We start from the raw sequence: 19,792 nt of genomic DNA, 5'->3' as shown, positions 1-19,792 counted from the left end.
AAAGTAAAAAATAGAGTTGAGGCCTTCGGCCATCAACCCTATAAATTATAGAACCAATTAAAAACGCTGGAAGTTATCCAGCGTTTTTTTATGATGATAGGATGCGAAAGTGGGTATATTTTATTTGCCAATAGACTCATCTTTAATAGTCTTAGAAATTAAATTTTTTCGCAGAAAATCAATTCTGCCATATCGAAACTAAAATAGGCTGTTTGATCATCGTTATATGAAAAAATAAAAATACGATTTGTGTCATCAATCTTATCTAGGTGAATTCTTTGATTTAATTCAAGATTAATTTGTTGTAAGTATTCTAGTAGTTCATGTTTATCGATACAGCGACGAAACACTAGGTGGTCACCTTCACTAAATGATGATAGAGGTGTCCGATAAACTTCTTGATAATTATCAATTGTGGGAATAATACTTCCATGAGGACAAAATTTTGGATAATCTAGCAGTTTTTCTAATTTATCAAAAAAATAGTCACTTTCTAAATGTTCAATGGTTTCAGCATCGTTGTGAACTTGCGTGATGTCATATTTTAAGATTTTCATTAAAAAAAGTTCGGCAATGCGATGTTTACGCACAACCTTAATCGCACTTTCTAATCCTTGTCTGGTTAAACGCACTCCTTTATAGGCGATGGATTCAACAAGATTGTCTTCAACTAATCGGCTAATCATATCGGTTACAGACGGAGCTGAAATATTTAAGCTGTCCGCAATTAATTTATTTGAAACATATTCTTCACTACCGTTCAAACTGAAAATCGCTTTAAGATAGTTTTCTTTGACATTGGATCGTTTCATTATCTCTCCCTCTTTCATAAGCTTTTAATACCTTAGTCTTTCTTAGTGAATTTTCTTAGTAAATTTAGTATAACACAACTACAATTAACTAGACTAAAATAGTTTTCCACCAAACAAAATTATGATATAGCAATCACAAAACAAAAACATTAGACCCTCCTAAATAATTTATTGCTTAAAGTTAAAAAATAGTGTACACTCTTACTAGTGAAGAAAGGAGTATATATATATATGATTCAAATTAAACATTTGAATGTTGATTATTTTGGGCACAAAGCACTAGTCGATGTGAACCTTGATATCCCATTTGGATACAGTGAGGGTATTATAGGGCCGAATGGCGCTGGAAAATCAACCTTAATGAAAGCAATGTTAGGAATTATTCCTAGCAGTGGAAAAGTGACTTATAATGGCGAGGACATTAAAAATAAATTAAGAAAAATTGCCTATGTTCCTCAAAAAAGTGACTTAGACTTAACTTTTCCCATTACAGTTGAAGATACTGTTTTAACAGGAACTTACCCTAATTTACCATTGTTTAAAAGACCAGGTAAGAAGGAAAGAGAAATTGTGGATTACTGTTTGGAGCAAGTAGTGATTGAGGATATTCGAAAAAAACAAATTAGTAATCTATCTGGTGGTCAGCTACAAAGGGTGTTTATTGCTCGAGCACTGGCTCAACAAGCAGAAGTTTTCTTTTTAGATGAGCCTTTTGTTGGGATTGATCTCAAAAGTGAGAATATTATTGTGGATATCTTGAGGCAATTGCGCAGTGATGGAAAATCGGTATTAGTGGTACATCACGATCTTCATGAGGTGCAGTCATACTTTGATCGACTTTTAATTTTAAATAAATCAGTCATCGCTGAGGGAGCAGTTAAAGAAGTGTTTACTAATGCGAATATTCAAGCAGCCTACGGAGGCTCATTAGGAAATGTTCAAATAAAAGGGTTAGGTGATTAAAATGACAGAAGTGTTTTCTCAACTCTTTGACCTACCTTCCTATGTTATTAATGCAGGTTTATCCGCAATTTTTTTAGGGGTAGTGTCTGGAATTATAGGTAGCTTTATTGTTTTAAGAAAGATGGCCTTGATGGGAGACGCATTATCGCATGCGGTATTACCTGGGGTAGCTCTTTCCTATATGTTTGGTATTAATATGTTGTTTGGAGCATCGCTTTTTGGGATTTTTGCTGCTGTTCTAATTCAATATATTTCAAAAAAATCTAACATTAAAAGTGATACTGCGATTGGCATCATTTTAAGTTCATTTTTTGCTTTAGGAATTATCTTAATTAGTCAAGCACGAAGTGGAATCGATTTAAATCACGTCTTGTTCGGTAATATTTTAGCGGTTCCGAATTCTGAGTTAGAACAATCTTTTTGGGTACTCGTTGCTGTGATTATTATTGTAAGTCTTTTTTATAAAGAGTTATTAATTTCATCCTTCGATCCTGTTGTTTCGAAAGCATATGGACTCAATACGGATTTCTATCATTATTTATTAATGCTTATGTTGTCCGTTGTAACTGTCTCCTCACTCTCCCAAGTAGGAATTGTGTTGGTTATTGCTATGTTAGTTATACCAGCTGCGACTTCCTATTTATGGACAAATAAACTAATCCATATGATTCTATTAGCCTCAATAATTGGAGCTTCAATGGGACTAATCGGAACATATATAAGTTTCCAAAATAATCTGCCTACGAGTTCAGCAATTGTCTTGTTGGGTTCACTAGTTTTCTTAATTTCATTTTTTGCTTCACCAAAAAACAATTTTTTTAGAAAGGAAAAAGTATCATGAAAATATTTAAAAAATTTATTGCATTGACTCTATTATTATCTACTATCTTATCAGGAATTGGAGGGGGGGTAAAAGCCCAAGCCGCTGAAGATAAAAGCCTAAAAATCGTAGCAAGTTATTCAATCATCGCTGATATGGTTAAGAATATCGTTGGAGAACATGGAGAAGTCTATAGTTTAGTGCCAATTGGAACAGACCCTCATAGCTATGAGCCGTTACCAGGAGATGCTCAAGAAGTATCTGAAGCTGATCTCGTTTTTTATAACGGATTTAACCTCGAAACAGGAAAAGGTTGGTTTGATGATTTACTTGATGTAACTGATAAAAAAGATGTAGCTTTTGCGGTGACTGAAGAAGTAGAACCTATGCATTTAACAGCTGAAGGTAAAGAAAATGAGCAAGATCCTCATGCTTGGCTAGACGTACAAAATGGCATTAAATATGTTGATCTTATTGCTGAAAAAATAATTGAAGCTGATCCAGAGCATAAAGAAGAGTATCTAAAAAATAAAGAAGCTTATACCAAAGAATTAGAAGATCTAGACCAATATGCAAAAGATGAAATTGCTAAAATTCCAGAAGATCAACGAATCTTAGTTACTTCAGAAGGAGCTTTTAAATACTTTTCTACGGCCTATGGCTTTGAAGCAGCTTATATTTGGGAAATCAATACAGATAATCAAGGAACACCTGACCAAATGAAGCGTATCTTAGATATTATTAATGAGCGTGATGTGAAAGCCTTATTTGTTGAAACATCAATCAATCCTAAAACAATGGAGACAGTTTCTCAAGAAACAGGAATTCCTGTTAAATCGAAAATATTTACAGATTCATTAGCAAATGAAGGCGAAGAAGGAGATACATACATCACAATGATCAAATGGAATGTTGACCATATTGTGAGTGGTATTCTTGAAACGGAATAATTATAAGATTTGCTAAAAGAACTAACTACATTTATCTTAGGGAGAGCTTAGGATATATTAGAAATTAAGAAACATTCTACTTATACATGTTCATCGGATGCATGAGGTGTTCGGTAGATTATATTATAGGGAGAATAAAATGCGGTTGAGTATTTATACTCGACCGTTTTTTATATGGTAATTGGATATGAGTAGCAAATATATCCTGTCTTGCAAAAATCAAGATCTATGTGGTGGTGTTTGCTGAAAGTAATCCAGAATCTACCGATAATTAAAAAACTTTAACTCTTAAATAAAAAGAATAAATATGCGAAAAGTATGCTAGTATCTATGTGTTGCTGAAATATTTTTGGAGGAATGCATGAAAACGAAATGTAACTATTTATTAAGCTTATTAATACTTTTTCTAGCCATCTCTTTAAGTGGCTGCTTACAAGTTGAAGAGTTTTTGCAAGAATTCACTGAAGAACCAGTCAGTGAACAGTTAGCAAGTGATTCCAGTAAAACAAGCCGAGAGGGTTTTACAGAATTAAAAGTTGAAACAGATCCATGGCTTAACCAAGAAAATACGAGCGAGGTCGTTCAAGAAGAAGCGTTTTATTATAATCTAGAACAAGTCGCTGCCTATATTCATCAATATAATCGATTGCCAGCTAATTATATAACTAAGGAAGAGGCAACTAAGCAAAACTGGTCAACTGCTGATCCGATTTATGTGATTGGTGGCAATCGATTTGGCAATCGAGAGGGTAAATTACCTAAGAAAAAAGGAAGGCAATACTATGAAGCTGATATTCAAGCAGGGTACAGTCACCATCGTGGATCTGAACGAATCGTGTATTCTAATGATGGGCTGATTTATTACACTGACGATCATTATGATAGTTTTAAGCAGCTTTATTGAAAGGATGAAGAGTATGAAAATTATATTAGATGGCCAAGCCTTTACAGACAAGGAGACGACTTATTGCTATTTGATTGATCGATTAAATTTGCCCCACTACACGGGTCATAATTTAGATGCTTTATGGGATGTCCTAGGAGATAGCCGTCCTTTAGAGATTGAAATATACCGTGCGCGTTTAATTTTGGACCAACTCAATGATTATGGCCGTTGGTTGCTCGATTTGTTTGGGGATGCTTCAATTGAAATGGAACATCAAGTGACTCTTCATTGGTAGAGTATTTGGGAAGGCAATCGTCTTCTCTTTTTTAAGAATAAGTACTATTAAATTTAAATCAAACTCGTTATAGTAGAATGAGAGAATTAAAGGTGGGAGAAGCTATGCAAGAAACAATTGGACTCTATATACATATCCCTTTCTGTCAAAAGAAATGCCATTATTGCGACTTTTTAACCTTTGTGGATATGGAAGAGAGAATGGATGAATACGTTACCTACTTAATTAAAGAAATGGCTCTTTATAGTGGAAACTATCAATTAGACACAATTTATTTTGGTGGCGGAACACCTTCTTATTTAGAAGCTGAACAGATGGTTAAGATTATGGAAGCCATCCAGAGTCATTTTGTGATTCTTTCAGATTGTGAGATTTCGATTGAAATGAATCCCGAATCTGTCACGGAAGAAAAAGTAAAAACCTATTTAAAATATGGGTTTAATCGCTTTTCTATGGGAGTCCAGTCCTTTGATGATGCAACCTTAAGAATGATGGGGCGTTTACATGATCGTGAAACAGTCTATCAAAAGATTGCTTTATTAAAAGACTTAGGTGTTAAGAAATTGGGAATTGATTTGATGTTTGCTAACCCTAAACAGGACATGGATGTTTTAAAAAGGGACATAGAATTAGCTATGGAATTACCGCTTAATCATATTTCTTATTATTCCCTAATGATTAAAGAGAACACTCCTTTTCAGCGTTGGGTATTAACCGGACAGATGCGCGTTTTAGACGATGAAATTGAAAGAGAAATGTACCATTATATCCAATCAGAACTGACAAAACATGGTTTCCACCAATATGAAATTTCCAACTTTGCCAAAGGTGATGTTGAAAGTCGCCATAATAAAAAATACTGGCAGTTGAAGAATTATTTAGGAATTGGTTTAGGAGCTTCTTCTAATATTGATTTCGTGCGTTTTGTTAATCATCGACGTTTTGATGATTACTACGGCATGATTGATCAAGGCGAATATCCTATTCAGATCAGTGAAAAGCTTTCTTTGGAAGATCGCGAAAAGGAATATATTATGTTGAACCTACGTTTATTAAAAGGGTTTGAATTTAGTGAAATTAATCAGCGCTTTGGTATTGATTTTTTAACCAAGTACCAAGCAGTCCTGTCTAAACATAAAAAGTTAGGCTTGATAGATTACGATAACCAGGGTATCTGGTTTACTGAGAAAGGCTTGGATGTAGGCAATCAGTTTTATTTGGATATTTTATAAAAATGAATTGTTAAGCTTTAAAACATAATTTTTTGTTTTTGAAGTATCAGTCTTAAGTATGTTATAAAAAAGATGTCGTTTGATTAAAATGTAGAAAAATACAATTATAAATTATTTATATGGAGGTTAAAATGACTTTAAAACAAAAAGCGAACACCCTTTCACTAATAGCTATTTTTCTATGTATACTCTCTATCTTAAAGATGATGGGTATTGAAAATATCGTTGCCGAAGAATACTTTTTATTATCAGCAGGATGCTTTCTAGCTTATATAGGAATCAAATTAGATCAAGATCGTAAAATAAAATGAGTTGATTTAAAATCTAACGGTTAAGTTGTGCAATCAATTTTTTGGATATTTTATAGGAGGGGTATATTGGAAGTTAAACGGGTCAATCATTATCTAGATGACCGCTTTAATGAGGAAGTCTTAAGTCAGCACGGAGCCTTTTTGATTGATAACCAGCCCTATAGTGTCCATATTATCAATGGACATACGGCCCGAGTGCTAGGAAAAGAGGCCAATCATTTTCCAGCTTTAATTGAAGCTTTTCGCTTTTATGCTGAACATATAGATACTTTTCTCGATAAAAACAATCAAATAATTAAACAATTTCAACCGGTTAAACTTTTTTATTTGGAACTGGATCACATTCAGCCTTCGCAGTTCTATGTAGATAAGGACAAATTGCAGGCTATTTCATCTTTTATCAGAAAACAGACAGATATCATCATACCAGTTACAAAAATGAACAAGAGATGGGTCTCTTTAGACGGGCATAGCCGTTTGGCTTATGCTGTAGAAAATGGCTTTAAAACGATTCAAGTTTATGAAACAGCTGCTGATGAGGGTTTGGAATATTTTGTCAAAGAGGCAATAGCTCGTGACATATTATCACCTTATGACTTAAAAGTTTTGACACATGATGAATATCAAGTCCAATGGAATCAGTTTTGTGATGATTATTTTTCGTCGTTAAACTAAGCCGATTTTTTAAGTTTATAAAGTAAGGAAGGATTTTAATGAACGATATTGAAATTAGAGAAGATGGACTGCTTCCATTTGAGCAAATTTTAGCTCTTTATGAAAATGTTCGTTGGACAGCCTATACTAAAGAACCAGAGCTTTTAGAAAAAGCTATCCAAAACAGCTTAAAAGTTTGGACAGCTTGGGAGGGTGATCAACTAATTGGCCTAGCACGTGTAGTAGGGGATGGGCTAACCATTATCTATATTCAAGATATTTTAGTACTTGAAGATTATCAAGGACAAGGTATTGGTAGTCAGTTATTGCAGAAGATATTAAAAGAATACCAAGCGGTGCGGCAAATTATATTGATGACTGACGATACTGATAAAACACAAAGTTTTTATAAGAAAAATGGTTTATTTAGAACAGACGAGTATCAGTTAGTAACCTATATGAAATAAAAGTCTAAGTCTCCAATTCTTTATTATAAGAATGGAGGCTTTTTTTATGGAAAAAACTTGTCAAAAACAACCGTTGTGTATATACTGTATATATACACAACAACTAAGGTGAGGTGAATCAATGAACATTTTAATATCTAAGTTAAATCCCAAGCCTATTTATGAACAGATAAAAGAACAGATTATCCAAGCCATTTTAAATGGGGATGTGGAAGAAGGAGACTTACTTCCTTCGGTAAGGGGCTTAGCAAAAGACTTAAAAGTCAGTGTAATAACGACCAAAAGAGCTTATGAAGACCTTGAAAGAGAAGGTTATGTAACTTCAGTGGTCGGGAAAGGTACCTATATAGCTGAGCAAGACCATGATTTCATTAGAAGGAAATACTTAAAAAGAATGGAAGCATTAATTAAAAATCTGATTGAAGAAAGTGCGATGATTGACCTCAGTTTGGAAGAAATAAAAGTATTGGTGGAAAGGATCTATAAGGAGGGTAAATAATGGGAGAATTTGTGATTGAAATGAATCAAGTATCAAAAACATTTACTGACTTCTCAATTAACAACTTAGATTTAAAGATTCGTAAAGGTTATGTGACTGGTTTTGTGGGACCGAATGGATCTGGAAAAACCACGATCATAAAATTAATTATGGGACTTATGAAAGCAGAAAGTGGATCGATTAAAGTTTTTGGTAAGGATCTTAAAAAGCATGTGGTAGCCATTAAGGAAGAGATAGGCTTTGTTTATGCGGAAAATTATTTCTATGATCACTTAACAGTCGAAGAAACGGGAAAAATGATCGCCCCTTTTTATAAAAAATGGGATTGGGAAACCTACTGGTCTTACACCCAATCATTTGGATTATCAAAAGCTAAAAAAATAGAAGAACTCTCAACGGGTATGAAAGTAGCGCTTTCTTTAGCCATTGCCTTATCACATGATCCTATGTTGATTATTCTTGATGAGCCAACTTCTGGGCTGGATCCTATCGTAAGAAATAGAGTTTTAGATATTTTGTTTGACTATATCCAAGACTCTGAAAAGTCTGTTTTTTTCTCAAGTCATATTATGACAGATATAGAAAAAATAGCTGATCATATTGCAATGATTCATTATGGAGAACTGATTATTAATAAAGAAAAAGATTATCTCCTCAACCAATACAGGTTAGTGAAGGGACCTAAAGAAATTTTAGACGACGAGCTCAGGAGCCAATTAATTAATTGCCGAGAAACATCAGTCGGATTTGAGGGCCTTTCGTCAAACTATGAGCTATTTAAAGAATTATTTGGAGAACAAGTGATTATCGATCCGGCTAATCTTGAAGAGATAATGGTTAATTTATTTGATGAAAGGAGATAGTATGAAAGCTTTAATCCATAAAGAATTTATTTTAAATTCTAAAAAAAATTTACTGATTTTTATGGCTATATTTTTTGTGGGATGTGTTCTATCCGATTCATTTCAAATTCCAATCATTTGTCCCGTTGTTTTGACAGTTTGGTACCCACTAATTATGAATGAAAAGGAAAATTTTAAGAAATCGGGAGTGCTTTTAAATAGTTTACCTATTGAGGCTGAAAAAATCGTCTTAGCTAAATATGTTTACACTATTTTGATGGGGACGCTATTTTTTATTAGTTTTATTTTACCAAATTATCTTTTACCCGAATTCAAGGCCTACTCTCCTAATGAAGTTTTAATTGCCTTTACTTATTCAATAGGTTCGATCTCATTTTCATACTTTGCATATTATGTTATTGGTAAATTTTTTTACCAAATATGTAGTTTAATGTCTTTCTATTTTTTCTTTTTTTTAGCTAAAAGTGAAGGAACTCTAAATGAACCATTATTTGCTCCATTTACCAATTTTTCCAATCAATTTTCTTTTCAAGAACTACTCATGCCATTGTCAGTTTATATCATTCTATCACTCAGTCTTTCTTACATATTAGCTGCTCGATCTTATAGCAAAAAAGATTTTTAAAGCGAGTTTCATTAAGAAAGATAACATTAAAGATTTTTCTTAAATGTTGTCTTTCTATTGATTTTTACGATTCTTGTGTAAAATGACTTGTACAATATACCCTAAACTTCCCCCAGCTATAGCAGACAAGAAAGCCATCCAAAAGATCTCATCCTCACGAAAACGGTTCGCTGAATAAGCCCAAACGCCAACTAAAATGAAAAAAGTTAAGGCAAAGGCTAGAATAAAGAGTGGATTGTTACTTTGAAAAGCTTGAAAATCGCCTAGACTATCTTTTAGGATGGAGTCTGTTGAAGTTTTAAAAACTTCACTCAAAGCTACAATGTTTTTGAGATCTGGATTACTTTGATTACTTTCCCATTTAGAAACAGCTTGTCGCGAGCCATAAATTTTATTTGCCAGTTCTTCTTGAGACAAGCCTTGCTTCTTCCTTAAAGTTTGAATACGCTCACCAATAGTCATAATAAATTCCTCCTATTTAAACTTTCCTTAATTTTATCAAAAGACTTAGCTGCTTATCTAGCAACTATAGTTGGCAAAGTCGCAAGGAGTGGTTGAATTAAAAAAATAATGGCTTCTTTTTCTTTTAGGTCCTAAGTCTGATTAGCTTGAAAACTTAAAATAGTATAATTAAACCATAGAAAGGAAGATGAATATGATCCCACTAAATATATATGTGCAAAGTGTTGAAAAGAATTTTTGGATTTATAATTTTGTTGCTTCTTTTATTTATTTTGCTATTAATGGCTTTGATGCTTTAAGTAATTTCATTCTATTTCCACTAGCTATTATGTTAATTATTTATATTTTAAAAGAACGTTTGAGGTCAACCGCAGATACCCAATTTTTAGGATTTTACCCTCTAGGTAAAGATTTTGGTAAATTAGTTATTGCTTCAATTATGAACTATGTTATATGGCAGGTATCAGGCTTACTCTTCTTTGTTGCCTTAGTTTATTTATTGTGGAAAGAGTATCACTAATCCATTAAAACGAATAGTTCGTTTAAACTGAGCAAACATAGTGGGGTCCCCTTAAATGTACCATGTAATATAAAAAGTCTGTTTTCTCTTTATTGAGGAACAGACTTTTTTGTATGATTGAAGTGAGTTTGATTAAGTAATATCAGATCAAGTAGGCTTTCACAAATGGGAGGACTTGCTAGTAACTCAGCGACTAAGTAGCTAAGATAAGTAACCAAGGTGATAGGAAATAACCATGGGAGAGAAACACCTGTCATTTCAAGAATTAAAAAAATACCAGAAAGGGGTGCTCTGACAATTGCAGCAAAATGTCCACTCATTGCAAATAAAGAAAGATAGATGATAAGGTCAGAGGGAATCAATCCTAAATTGTATAATAAACTGCCATAGAGATTACCTAATATAGCTCCAATAGATAATAATGGAAAAAAGATACCACCGGGCATGCCTGAACAAAAAGCGAATGCTAATAATAATATCTTCATTGAATATAAATAAGATAGGTAGTTAGGATTAGGGTTCGCGCCGATTGGGAAACTTATTAAATTAGCTCCAGAACCAAATAAATTACGGTCAAAATAGAGTATAATAGCGGTTAATATAAAAGGTAGGATTGATTTTAGCCATTGAGGAATTGCTAAAACCTGTGAAAGACCTTTTCCCTGGATTATTATCCAATTAAACAATACACCAGAAAGACCCGTAATAAGCCCTAAACCAAGACAAGTTATCAATAAATTATCTGGAAGTTCTGCTTGTCTAAGCAGAATAATAGAAGGTTGATTTCCTAAAATACTATTAGCTGTTTGATTAGCAAGCAGCACGATTATACCGGCATAAATAAATAATTGCCTACTTGTTTTATAGAATAAACCTTCTAAGATAAAAGATAGCCCTGATAAAGGTGCATTGAAAGTAGCCGCCATTCCTCCTCCTGCTGCACCAGCTATTAGGTAACGACTGATAGAAGAATCGCTATGAAAAAACTTACTCACAACTTGCCCGATAGTAGAGCCGATTTGAATAGATGGGCCTCCTCTTCCTAGAGTTAAGCCGGAGCCAATAGCAGCAATTCCACCAAAAAATTTGTAAATTAAAACGGTGAGCCCATTTTGATTTAAATGCTTGTGAAGAAGGCCATTTATTCGTGGGACACCTGACCCTCCGATAGCTGGTTCCATTTTTAAGCTAAAGGCGGTAAAAAATCCCAGACCTAGCATAAACAAAGCATAAATAATAAGATTTGTTATATTTTGATGCGAGAGTGATAATAAGGAGTATGAAAAATTTGCAAGATGATTGATAAGAAGATTAAAAGCTGCTATTACACAGCCAGTTATTAATCCGGTAAGGGCGCAGAGCAAGAGCGTTTTGATTGAAGTATAAGTGTTTTTCATAAAAAACCTCCTTTTTTATTCTAGGGCATCTTATTTTTTTTGACAAGAGCTTGTTAATTGAAGGTTATACATTTAGCGAGTGATATAATAGTATTTGAAGTGAAAATCCACTTATAATAAAGTGGGGTCAACGATTAAATAGTTTGAATATAAAAAAGAGCATTCTTGAGCAATTTAAACCAAGTAAATGAAATTTCTAAACAATTTAAAGGAGACTGAATAGATGGTGAAAGATGTTCATTGGCAATTATTTCAAGGGTTAGCCGAGCAAGAGTTGGAGAATATCTGTGGAAAGTTAAACATTCCTAACGACTACCTTACAAGCGTCAACGATCCTTTTGAAATAGCGCGTATAGAAGATGGGGTTAATATCAAAGGGCATTCGACTTACCTAGTCGTTTTACAATACCTACTACCACAATCTAATAATTTGGAAGAATGCGAATACAAGACACGAGCTATTTCGCTAGTAAAAGTGGAAGACCAGCTGTTTGTGAGTCTCAATGAAGATCCTCAGTATTTTTCAGATCTTTTTAAACAATTTGATCGAAATATTCAATTAAGCTATGAAGAGATGATAATGAAAGTTTTTTGGAAAATTCAAAACGAAACCATTAAAGTTTTAGCTTGGGTGCATGAAGAAATTGAAGACATGCAAAAAGATATTGAGTATTCTTCTCAAAATAAAGAACTTTACCGTCTTATGAGACTTGATAAAAGCTTGGCATATATAAAAACAGCCGTGCATAATAATCGAATAATTCTGGAAAAAATTAGTCAGGATGAAAGATTTCAGTCTGTGCCTGCTTTGAAGTCTTTAATGCATGATGTCTTGATTGAGTCGTATCAGGCCGAATCAATGGTTAATGAAGGGATGCGAATCACCGGTCAATTAAGTGATCTATTCTCGAATGTAATTTCCAATAATTTGAATAATGTAATGAAAGTTTTAACCTCGATTACGATTATTCTTACGATTCCGACAATTATTGGAGGACTGTGGGGAATGAATGTACCACTTCCGTTTGCAAATAGCGAAGCGGGATTTTTTATGACAATTCTATTAAGCTTAATAATCAGTATCGTTGTTGTGTTTTGGTTAAAATCTAAAGATTATTTATAATTAAGCTTCCAAAAAGCCAGACAATGATTGTCTGACTTTACTTTAAGGACGTGTAACATCTTGAACATCTACTTCAATATTTGCTTCTTTTAAATGGGCGATTAGTTTGCCTTCATCATTTAAAGGAAAAGATTGGGCAAAATACTGCTTATTGGCTTTTCCTAATAGATTGATACGGTTTTTTTTAAGATCTCTAGTTAAAACAACACGATCGACCTTTGCAAAAGAAATTGGAATCATTACGGATAAAGTTCCTCTGAAAATAGAAAAATCATTTTTTGAGATACCTCTAGCTAATGGGCCCGAGATAAAATAAAGAATGGCTGAAGCAATCAATAAATAATGCCACCTACTAGTTGCAAATTGAAAACCAATCCAAACTAACAAACCGATGGTTATTAATTGAGTCCAAATCCAGTAGCTTTGAGTTACTTCTACAAAAAGATTGCGACTTCTTTTATAAAAATGATAACTACTACCAGCGATTAAAGCGATAGTCAAGAGTATGGATACGATGTCTTTCAAAAGATCACTCCTTAAATTTTGCCTTAAAATAACTATACCATTCTTGAAAGCAATAAGCTATTAACATTTATAAGAAAAGGAACGATAATCATATGTTTTTAAAACAACCTGATTTAAAAGATATAGATAGAATTGAAGCATTTTTAGACAGTTATCCTGAATCTGATCAATGGATTGCTGGGACTTCTAGTCTTCACCGATATCATGGAAAATTAGACCAGTGGATTAATTTAATGAAGAATTGGTCTCAAGGGAAGGAACTACCTGTCGGTAGAGTACCCGTGATTCAATGGCTATGTCTTGATGAAAAAGGAACAATGATCGGTGCCATTAATTTACGTCCTCATCTGAATGACTATTTACTTCATTCTGGGGGTCAGATTGGTTATGTGGTTCATCCAGACTATCGGTTTAAAGGTGTAGCAAGTTGGATGCTAGGTGAGGCCTTGAAGAAAGCCCATGAACTAGGAAATGAACGCATTCTAATTACTTGTAGAGCCAGTAATAAAGCCTCTCAAGCGACCATTAAAAAGTGGAAGGGTGTATTGGAAGACCAAAGAATAGAAAAGGGTGTAAGGGTAAATCGTTATTGGATTGACTTACCGAGTTAACTTAGAAGGTTTAAAAGATGTCAGTATCTTCAATTAAGATTCGGTTTTTATTCATTTGTAGATGCTAATTTGTTAGGATAAATTGAATGAAAGATCAGGGGGAGTTTTGTTGATCCCTACGATTTATGATAGTCCGATTGGACGATTACAACTTTTAGTAGACCAAGAAGCGCTCATTAGCCGATGGTTCAAGAACAAAGGAAAGGTGGAAGAAAATTTACCGGACAATGTGCACTTTATTTCCTGGTCGAGACCTGAATTTAAACCCTATATCAATTGGTTAGAAAGCTATTTCCGCGGACAAACTAACTCTGCCATTATTTTTTCCTCTCAATCCAATGAACCAGACTGTTTTTGGCAAAACGTTTGGCGAATATTAAAGAAAATTCCTTACGGAAAGACAATGACTTATAAAGAGATAGCGAAAACTATTGAAGCCGAAACTAAGCAAAAGGTATCTGCTCAAGCAGTAGGAGGGGCAGTGGGAGCCAATCCTATTTTGTTGCTCATTTTTTGTCATCGAGTGATCTCAGCAACAAATGCTTTGACTGCTTATAGTGCAGGGACTGATAGGAAGATTTGGTTATTAAATCACGAAAAAGTTTAGAAAGGATGAGACTGATGCAAATAAAAGCAATTCCTGCTTTAGAAGATAATTATATTTGGGTAATTGAAAAAGAAGATGAAGTTATTGTCGTGGACCCAGGAGAAAGTGAACCTTTAATAAATTACTTAAAAACATTAGGCTTAAAAGTCAAAGCGATTCTCTTAACGCATTTTCATGAGGACCACGTCGGTGGATTGAGCGAATTGTTAGCCAGTCAAAAGCATGCGGTGACCGTTTACGGACCGATTGAAGTTGAAGAAAGAGTTAATCAAGTGGTCAAAGGGAGTGACCGGTTGGAGATAAGTGGTTTAGAGTTTGAGGTGCTTAAAACACCAGGGCACAGTGCTGAGCATGTGTCATATTTACTGGGGAAGCATCTTTTCTGTGGTGATGTTTTATTCTCAGCGGGTTGTGGGCGTGTATTTACTAATGATTATCAAGCGCAATATGACAGTCTTCAAAAAATAAAAGACTTGCCTGATGAAACGCAACTTTATGCTGGACACGAATACACTTTAACCAACTTGGCCTTTGCTTTAACCATCGAACCTGACAACCAAAACTTAATGAACCAGCAACAAGCTGTCAAAGTTTTAAGGTCCAAAGGCTTACCGAGCCTCCCGACTAGTTTAGCTGTTGAAAAGGAAATTAATCTGTTCCTACAAGCTGAAAGCTTGAAAGATTTCATCCAATTAAGAAAAGCGCGTGATCAATTTTAGAAAGGAAGAAGGGTATGCGAGTATTTATCGTTGAAGATGACCCGATTATTGCTGAGGGTTTAGCGAATACACTAATTAAGCATCGGTTTGAAGTTAGAAAGTGTCTAGACTTTGAAAATGTTGTCGAAGAATGCCTCTCTTGGCAAGCCCATCTGGTCCTCTTAGATATTAATTTACCTTATCAAAATGGCTATTATTGGTGTAGTCAGTTGCGGGCTCAATCACAAATTCCAATTATTTTTATTTCTTCTTTATCTGAAAGTATGGACCAGCTAGTAGCCTTACAGATGGGGGGAGATGATTATCTAGTCAAGCCAATTGATCGTCAGCTGACTGTTGCAAAAATCCAGGCTCTTTTAAGAAGAAGTTATAACTATCAACCAGATAACAGTCTTAATCTTAGTTTTGATGGGATGACTTTAAATACACAAGCTTTAAGCCTTGGATACCAAGAAGAAATTATTGACTTAACCGCCACTGAATACCAAATATTAGCAGTCTTATTTAAGAAAAAGGGGAATTATGCAAGAAGGGATGAAATACTTGATGCCTGCTGGCAAGAAAACCAATTTATTGATGATAATACATTAGCGGTCAATATTTCACGCTTAAGAAAAAAATTGATAGCATTTAATCGTGGGCCGGTAATTGGTACTAAAAAAGGAGTCGGTTATTGTCTTTTAAAGAAAGAGGCAAAAAATGAAAGCTTTCATTAATGAATATCGCGGTCTGATATTATTTGTTCTCTTTATCTTAGCTCTTTTTGCTCTTGTTTTTTACTTATTTCATCTAAACTGGATGCATTACCTCATCCCTTCTTTACTGATTGTGCTTATTTTAGTCTTATATTTAGGGAGGCAATGGTTTTATTTTCAAATGGAAGTAAGTTACCAAGTAAAATTTCAAACTTTATTGGAGAGTTCACTTGTTGAGAAGAATATTCAATTAAATAGGGAGAAAGATTTGGAAGACTATTTCTTATTATGGGTCCATCAAATTAAAACACCGATTGCGGCAAGTAAAATGCTCTTAGAAGAAAGCGATGATCCGTCGAAAGGGCTACTTAATCAAGAGTTAGTCAAAATTGAATCTTATTCTAATTTAGCTTTAAATTATCTTAAAGTAACTAACCCTAAAAGAGACATGGTCTTTAGCCGGGTTCAATTGAATGAGATTATCCAACCGCTCTTAAAACGTTACCGCCATCAGTTCATCAATCAGGAGATTACTTTACACTATCAACCGATCGATCAAGCAATTTTAACGGAGGCTAATCTGTGTCAGATTATGATCGAACAAATCTTATCCAATGCTTTAAAATACAGCCCCAAAGGGAATATATGGATTAAATGGAGACAAGCTAGTTATGACTTGGTCATTGAAGATGATGGAAGAGGTATTCATTCTCAAGACTTACCTAAGATTTTTGATAAGGGTTATTCGGGCCATAATGGTTTACTGAACGAGCAATCTTCTGGTATTGGTTTATACATGGTGCAGTTAATTAGTAAGCGTCTCAACCAAGCCGTAAGTGTTCAGTCAAAAAAGGGTGAAGGAAGCCGTTTTATCATACAATTTAATCAAGAGATGAGTTAACCTTACAAAAATGTAAGGTTCTTTTACAATTTGTAAGTTTTGATAAAGGCTGATAATTAAATATTCCTATAGACTTGATTTAAGAAATAGAGGGGGGACTAGTTTATGTTATTAAGTGTAGAACATGTTGAAAAAATATACAGTGGGAGAGGCAATAAGACTATCGCCTTAAGAGATGTTAATTTTGCTATTAATGAAGGGGAATATGTAGCTATTATGGGAGAGTCAGGGTCGGGGAAATCAACTTTACTGAATATTTTAGCGACTTTTGATCAACCGACTGCCGGTCGTGTCTTGATAAATGATTTTGATTTGTCGGGGCTTAAAGAAGAGCAAATTGCCAGTTTTCGCCGTGAGAAGCTAGGGTTTGTTTTTCAAGATTTTAATTTATTAGATGGATTTACCAACCGGGACAATATCCTCTTACCAATGGTTTTATCACAGAAATCAGTGGTTGAAATGGAAGAACAACTTAAAAGGGTAGCTAGTTTGGTGGGGGTAGAGGCACTATTAGATAAATATCCCTATGAAATATCAGGAGGCCAAGCGCAACGGATTGCAATTTCTCGTGCTCTAATCAATCAACCGGATATTATTCTAGCTGATGAACCCACTGGGGCCTTAGATTCAAAGACTTCTGAACAGATTATGCAAATTTTTGTAAAATTAAATCAAGCAAGTAATACGATTTTGATGGTCACTCACTCGATAAAGGCAGCGTCTTCTGCTAACCGAGTTTTGTTTATCAAAGATGGCGTCATTTATCATGAAATATATCGAGGCCAACAATCATCACTTGATTTTCAAGATGCGATTGCTGACGCCTTAGCGATGTTGAATGGACGGAGGGAAGCAAAATGCTAAGTATGTCGACTGTTATCCGTAAGTCAGCTATAAAATCAATGAAGTCGAACAAAGAACTTTTTTTACCTTTCAGTCTTGCTTCCATTATTCTATTTGCTTTAGAATATATTATTTTATCGCTCACTGGCAATCAATATATTATCGAACGGTCAGCCAGTTTAAATTCTATATTGATGATTGGTGTTTTCTTTGCGACTCTTTTGAATATTATTATTGTTTTGTACGCTTCTAGCTTTATACGAAAAAAGTTAACGCAAGAATTTGGTCTCTATTCCATTCTAGGATTAGCCAAAAAGCATGTAGGTCGTATTTCGTTCATTCAATTTACGATTGTCCTCTTAGTTAATGCTTTATTTAGTGTTTTAATAGGTTATTTAAGTGGTAATTTTTTGTTTGTCTTATTTAATCGTTTAATGAAGGATACCGGAGCCGGATTTATGGATTATCCTTTTGATCCTAAAGCGGCCCTAGAAACCTTAGTATTGATGGTGGGAACTTACGCTATTATCTATCTCTTATCCACCTTAAAAATTCATCGTTTACAGTCGCTGGATTTGATGAAGGATAGCCGTAAGGGACAAGGGCGAGTTAAGAACCGTTGGATTATTTTGGCGATATGTTTAATCACCTTAGCGGCTGGCTATTATATTGCCCTTACTACTCAAGGTGTTTTAGATTCACTGTCTATGATTTTTATCGCTATTTTCTTAGTGATGATCGGAACATATTCTTTTTTCATGGCTTTTATGGTGTTTGTGTTGAAATTGATGCAAAAAAATAAGCGCTATTATTATCAACCCACTCATTTCTTAAGTACTTCAGGCATGTTGCAGAGAATAAGTAAAAATGCCACATCATTAGCCTCGATAACCATTTTAGCCACTGGTATTATGATGGTCTTGGCAATGACCTTAACCACCTATCGCAATATGGAAGCAGCTGCTGAAGGTTCCATGCCAAGAGAGTATGAAATAACTTTTGCTCCTTCTCAAGCCTATGAAAAAACAACAGAGGAACAATTAGAATTGTTACGAAATTTTCAAGCAGAACTTCAATCAACTGATTTGATTTCGAACAATTTAATTGAGACAAATGCGATGGAGGCTGTCTTGATTAAAGAAGATCATATTTATCCTTTGTTAGAGCCTGGTCAAAAGCAAAAAGTGGAAGAAGGAGAGCATAGCTTTGTTATTCTCGGGTTAAAGGCAGATTATCTAGCTAGATATCCCGATGAATCTGTTCCAGAAGATCAGTGGGTTCTTGCCTCTAATTTAAAGGATGTATCACATTGGGAAAAAATTTATTGGAAAGATGGATTAGAACGCGCGGTCTATATTGGTAAAGGTGAAATTATTCCTTATACCATTGGTGTTGATGCACTGTATTTTGGTGTCAATTCTTTAGCAGAGTTACAAGCGATGCAAAGGTATTTATTAGATAAGTCCGATATAGAATTATCTACTGTAAGCTCTTTATATTTTGATTTGAAAGAGCCTCAGTTTGAAAAAACAGTTCAAAAATTGGTTGATGAGCAAGGCTTTTTCATGGAGAGTAAGGCCTATAAAAAGGAGTTGCTCTATCAGCTTAATGGTGGCTTATTATTTATCGGTCTTATCGTTTCAAGTGTACTGATAATAGGAATGATCTTGATGCTTTACTTCAAGCAAATATCAGAAGGTTATGCAGATAAAAAGAATTATCAAATTATGAAACAAGTGGGCTTACCTTTACAATTAATTAAGAAAACCATCCGCTCTCAAGTACTTTGGTTTTTCTTCTTACCTTTAATCATTGCAGTTGTTCATAATCTGTTTGCGAGTCAAATTATATTCAAACTGTTAGGTTTATTAGGTGTTAATAATTTTAATGATTATTTGTTTAGCTTCAGTATGGTCCTATCGGGATTTATTCTATTCTATCTGATTTTCTACCATCTAACTTCTCGGTCATACTACCGCATTATCAATCAAGAAGATTAAATAAAAACACCT

The 19,792-nt window shown here is 34.2% G+C and carries 25 protein-coding genes; 21 read left to right on the top strand and 4 right to left on the bottom strand.

The annotated features are described in order from the left end of the window. Positions 1-158: 158 nt before the first annotated feature. Positions 159-812 carry a metal-dependent transcriptional regulator gene (locus ACQV2S_RS06760; RefSeq protein ID WP_428885247.1) on the bottom strand — a complete coding sequence of 218 codons (654 nt, stop codon included), beginning with the start codon at positions 810-812 and terminating at the stop codon, positions 159-161. Between the two features lie 231 nt (positions 813-1,043). Here ACQV2S_RS06760 and ACQV2S_RS06755 point away from each other — a divergent pair, with 231 nt between their 5' ends. From ACQV2S_RS06755 to ACQV2S_RS06700, 12 genes are all read left to right on the top strand, one after another. After that, complete coding sequence (locus tag ACQV2S_RS06755; protein WP_428874908.1) at positions 1,044-1,775, top strand: metal ABC transporter ATP-binding protein; 732 nt, start codon at positions 1,044-1,046, stop codon at positions 1,773-1,775. A 1-nt stretch (position 1,776) separates the two neighbouring features. Then, complete coding sequence (locus tag ACQV2S_RS06750; protein WP_428874907.1) at positions 1,777-2,616, top strand: iron chelate uptake ABC transporter family permease subunit; 840 nt, start codon at positions 1,777-1,779, stop codon at positions 2,614-2,616. Further along, positions 2,613-3,545, top strand: a complete 933-nt coding sequence (locus tag ACQV2S_RS06745; RefSeq protein ID WP_428885245.1) for a metal ABC transporter solute-binding protein, Zn/Mn family — start codon at positions 2,613-2,615, stop codon at positions 3,543-3,545. Before ACQV2S_RS06750 ends, ACQV2S_RS06745 begins: the two co-directional genes overlap by 4 nt. 361 nt (positions 3,546-3,906) lie before the next feature. Next, entirely contained in the window at positions 3,907-4,449 is a 543-nt protein-coding gene (locus ACQV2S_RS06740) for a ribonuclease domain-containing protein (RefSeq protein ID WP_428872726.1), read from the top strand. 13 nt (positions 4,450-4,462) lie between these two features. After that, positions 4,463-4,726, top strand: a complete 264-nt coding sequence (locus ACQV2S_RS06735; protein WP_428872727.1) for a barstar family protein — start codon at positions 4,463-4,465, stop codon at positions 4,724-4,726. A gap of 104 nt (positions 4,727-4,830) precedes the next feature. Next, the gene (gene hemW, locus ACQV2S_RS06730; RefSeq protein ID WP_428885243.1) at positions 4,831-5,958 is read left to right on the top strand and encodes a radical SAM family heme chaperone HemW; all 1,128 of its coding nucleotides are present in this window, start codon (positions 4,831-4,833) and stop codon (positions 5,956-5,958) included. 131 nt (positions 5,959-6,089) lie between these two features. Continuing rightward, positions 6,090-6,269, top strand: coding sequence for a hypothetical protein (locus tag ACQV2S_RS06725; RefSeq protein ID WP_428872730.1), 180 nt, complete (start codon positions 6,090-6,092; stop codon positions 6,267-6,269). Positions 6,270-6,335: 66 nt separating this feature from the next. Beyond that, positions 6,336-6,944 carry a hypothetical protein gene (locus tag ACQV2S_RS06720; RefSeq protein ID WP_428874904.1) on the top strand — a complete coding sequence of 203 codons (609 nt, stop codon included), beginning with the start codon at positions 6,336-6,338 and terminating at the stop codon, positions 6,942-6,944. 38 nt (positions 6,945-6,982) lie between these two features. Further along, the gene (locus ACQV2S_RS06715; protein ID WP_428872736.1) at positions 6,983-7,390 is read left to right on the top strand and encodes a GNAT family N-acetyltransferase; all 408 of its coding nucleotides are present in this window, start codon (positions 6,983-6,985) and stop codon (positions 7,388-7,390) included. A 121-nt stretch (positions 7,391-7,511) separates the two neighbouring features. After that, entirely contained in the window at positions 7,512-7,889 is a 378-nt protein-coding gene (locus tag ACQV2S_RS06710) for a GntR family transcriptional regulator (RefSeq protein WP_428872737.1), read from the top strand. Then, entirely contained in the window at positions 7,889-8,752 is an 864-nt protein-coding gene (locus tag ACQV2S_RS06705; RefSeq protein ID WP_428872738.1) for an ABC transporter ATP-binding protein, read from the top strand. Before ACQV2S_RS06710 ends, ACQV2S_RS06705 begins: the two co-directional genes overlap by 1 nt. A gap of 1 nt (position 8,753) precedes the next feature. Further along, positions 8,754-9,377, top strand: a complete 624-nt coding sequence (locus ACQV2S_RS06700; RefSeq protein ID WP_428872739.1) for an ABC-2 transporter permease — start codon at positions 8,754-8,756, stop codon at positions 9,375-9,377. 54 nt (positions 9,378-9,431) lie between these two features. On the opposite strand, the gene ACQV2S_RS06695 is transcribed toward ACQV2S_RS06700, so the two are convergent. Then, positions 9,432-9,839 carry a helix-turn-helix domain-containing protein gene (locus ACQV2S_RS06695; protein WP_428885241.1) on the bottom strand — a complete coding sequence of 136 codons (408 nt, stop codon included), beginning with the start codon at positions 9,837-9,839 and terminating at the stop codon, positions 9,432-9,434. 193 nt (positions 9,840-10,032) lie between these two features. On the opposite strand from ACQV2S_RS06695, the gene ACQV2S_RS06690 reads away from it, so the two are divergent. After that, positions 10,033-10,359: a hypothetical protein gene (locus ACQV2S_RS06690; protein WP_428872741.1), complete on the top strand. Its 327-nt coding sequence runs from the start codon at positions 10,033-10,035 to the stop codon at positions 10,357-10,359. An 89-nt stretch (positions 10,360-10,448) separates the two neighbouring features. On the opposite strand, the gene ACQV2S_RS06685 is transcribed toward ACQV2S_RS06690, so the two are convergent. Continuing rightward, entirely contained in the window at positions 10,449-11,756 is a 1,308-nt protein-coding gene (locus tag ACQV2S_RS06685; RefSeq protein ID WP_428874901.1) for a ClC family H(+)/Cl(-) exchange transporter, read from the bottom strand. A 223-nt stretch (positions 11,757-11,979) separates the two neighbouring features. Here ACQV2S_RS06685 and ACQV2S_RS06680 point away from each other — a divergent pair, with 223 nt between their 5' ends. Further along, complete coding sequence (locus ACQV2S_RS06680; RefSeq protein WP_428872743.1) at positions 11,980-12,879, top strand: magnesium transporter CorA family protein; 900 nt, start codon at positions 11,980-11,982, stop codon at positions 12,877-12,879. 42 nt (positions 12,880-12,921) lie between these two features. On the opposite strand, the gene ACQV2S_RS06675 is transcribed toward ACQV2S_RS06680, so the two are convergent. Continuing rightward, on the bottom strand, positions 12,922-13,404 hold the full coding sequence (locus ACQV2S_RS06675; RefSeq protein ID WP_428872744.1) for a hypothetical protein: 483 nt from the start codon (positions 13,402-13,404) through the stop codon (positions 12,922-12,924). A gap of 92 nt (positions 13,405-13,496) precedes the next feature. Between ACQV2S_RS06675 and ACQV2S_RS06670 the strand changes: the two genes are divergently transcribed. The 7 genes from ACQV2S_RS06670 (at position 13,497) to ACQV2S_RS06640 (ending at position 19,780) form a co-directional block, all read left to right on the top strand. Next, on the top strand, positions 13,497-14,015 hold the full coding sequence (locus ACQV2S_RS06670) for a GNAT family N-acetyltransferase (protein ID WP_428872745.1): 519 nt from the start codon (positions 13,497-13,499) through the stop codon (positions 14,013-14,015). A 109-nt stretch (positions 14,016-14,124) separates the two neighbouring features. Continuing rightward, positions 14,125-14,622, top strand: coding sequence for a methylated-DNA--[protein]-cysteine S-methyltransferase (locus ACQV2S_RS06665; protein ID WP_428885240.1), 498 nt, complete (start codon positions 14,125-14,127; stop codon positions 14,620-14,622). 14 nt (positions 14,623-14,636) lie between these two features. Then, positions 14,637-15,341: a hydroxyacylglutathione hydrolase gene (gene gloB, locus ACQV2S_RS06660; RefSeq protein ID WP_428872747.1), complete on the top strand. Its 705-nt coding sequence runs from the start codon at positions 14,637-14,639 to the stop codon at positions 15,339-15,341. A gap of 14 nt (positions 15,342-15,355) precedes the next feature. After that, positions 15,356-16,057 (top strand): response regulator transcription factor, encoded by a 702-nt coding sequence (locus ACQV2S_RS06655; protein ID WP_428872748.1) that lies wholly within the window; start codon positions 15,356-15,358, stop codon positions 16,055-16,057. Further along, the gene (locus ACQV2S_RS06650; RefSeq protein ID WP_428872749.1) at positions 16,041-16,937 is read left to right on the top strand and encodes a sensor histidine kinase; all 897 of its coding nucleotides are present in this window, start codon (positions 16,041-16,043) and stop codon (positions 16,935-16,937) included. The genes ACQV2S_RS06655 and ACQV2S_RS06650 overlap by 17 nt, the downstream gene beginning before the upstream one ends. 105 nt (positions 16,938-17,042) lie before the next feature. After that, positions 17,043-17,801: an ABC transporter ATP-binding protein gene (locus tag ACQV2S_RS06645; protein ID WP_428872750.1), complete on the top strand. Its 759-nt coding sequence runs from the start codon at positions 17,043-17,045 to the stop codon at positions 17,799-17,801. Further along, complete coding sequence (locus ACQV2S_RS06640; RefSeq protein WP_428885239.1) at positions 17,795-19,780, top strand: FtsX-like permease family protein; 1,986 nt, start codon at positions 17,795-17,797, stop codon at positions 19,778-19,780. Before ACQV2S_RS06645 ends, ACQV2S_RS06640 begins: the two co-directional genes overlap by 7 nt. The last annotated feature ends 12 nt before the right edge of the window (positions 19,781-19,792 follow it).

The organism is Facklamia sp. P13064, assembly GCF_050409425.1.
Classification (GTDB): Bacteria; Bacillota; Bacilli; order Lactobacillales; family Aerococcaceae; genus Facklamia.
The sequence above is the reverse complement of the archived record's forward strand: the minus strand, read 5'-3'. Positions and strand labels throughout refer to the sequence as shown.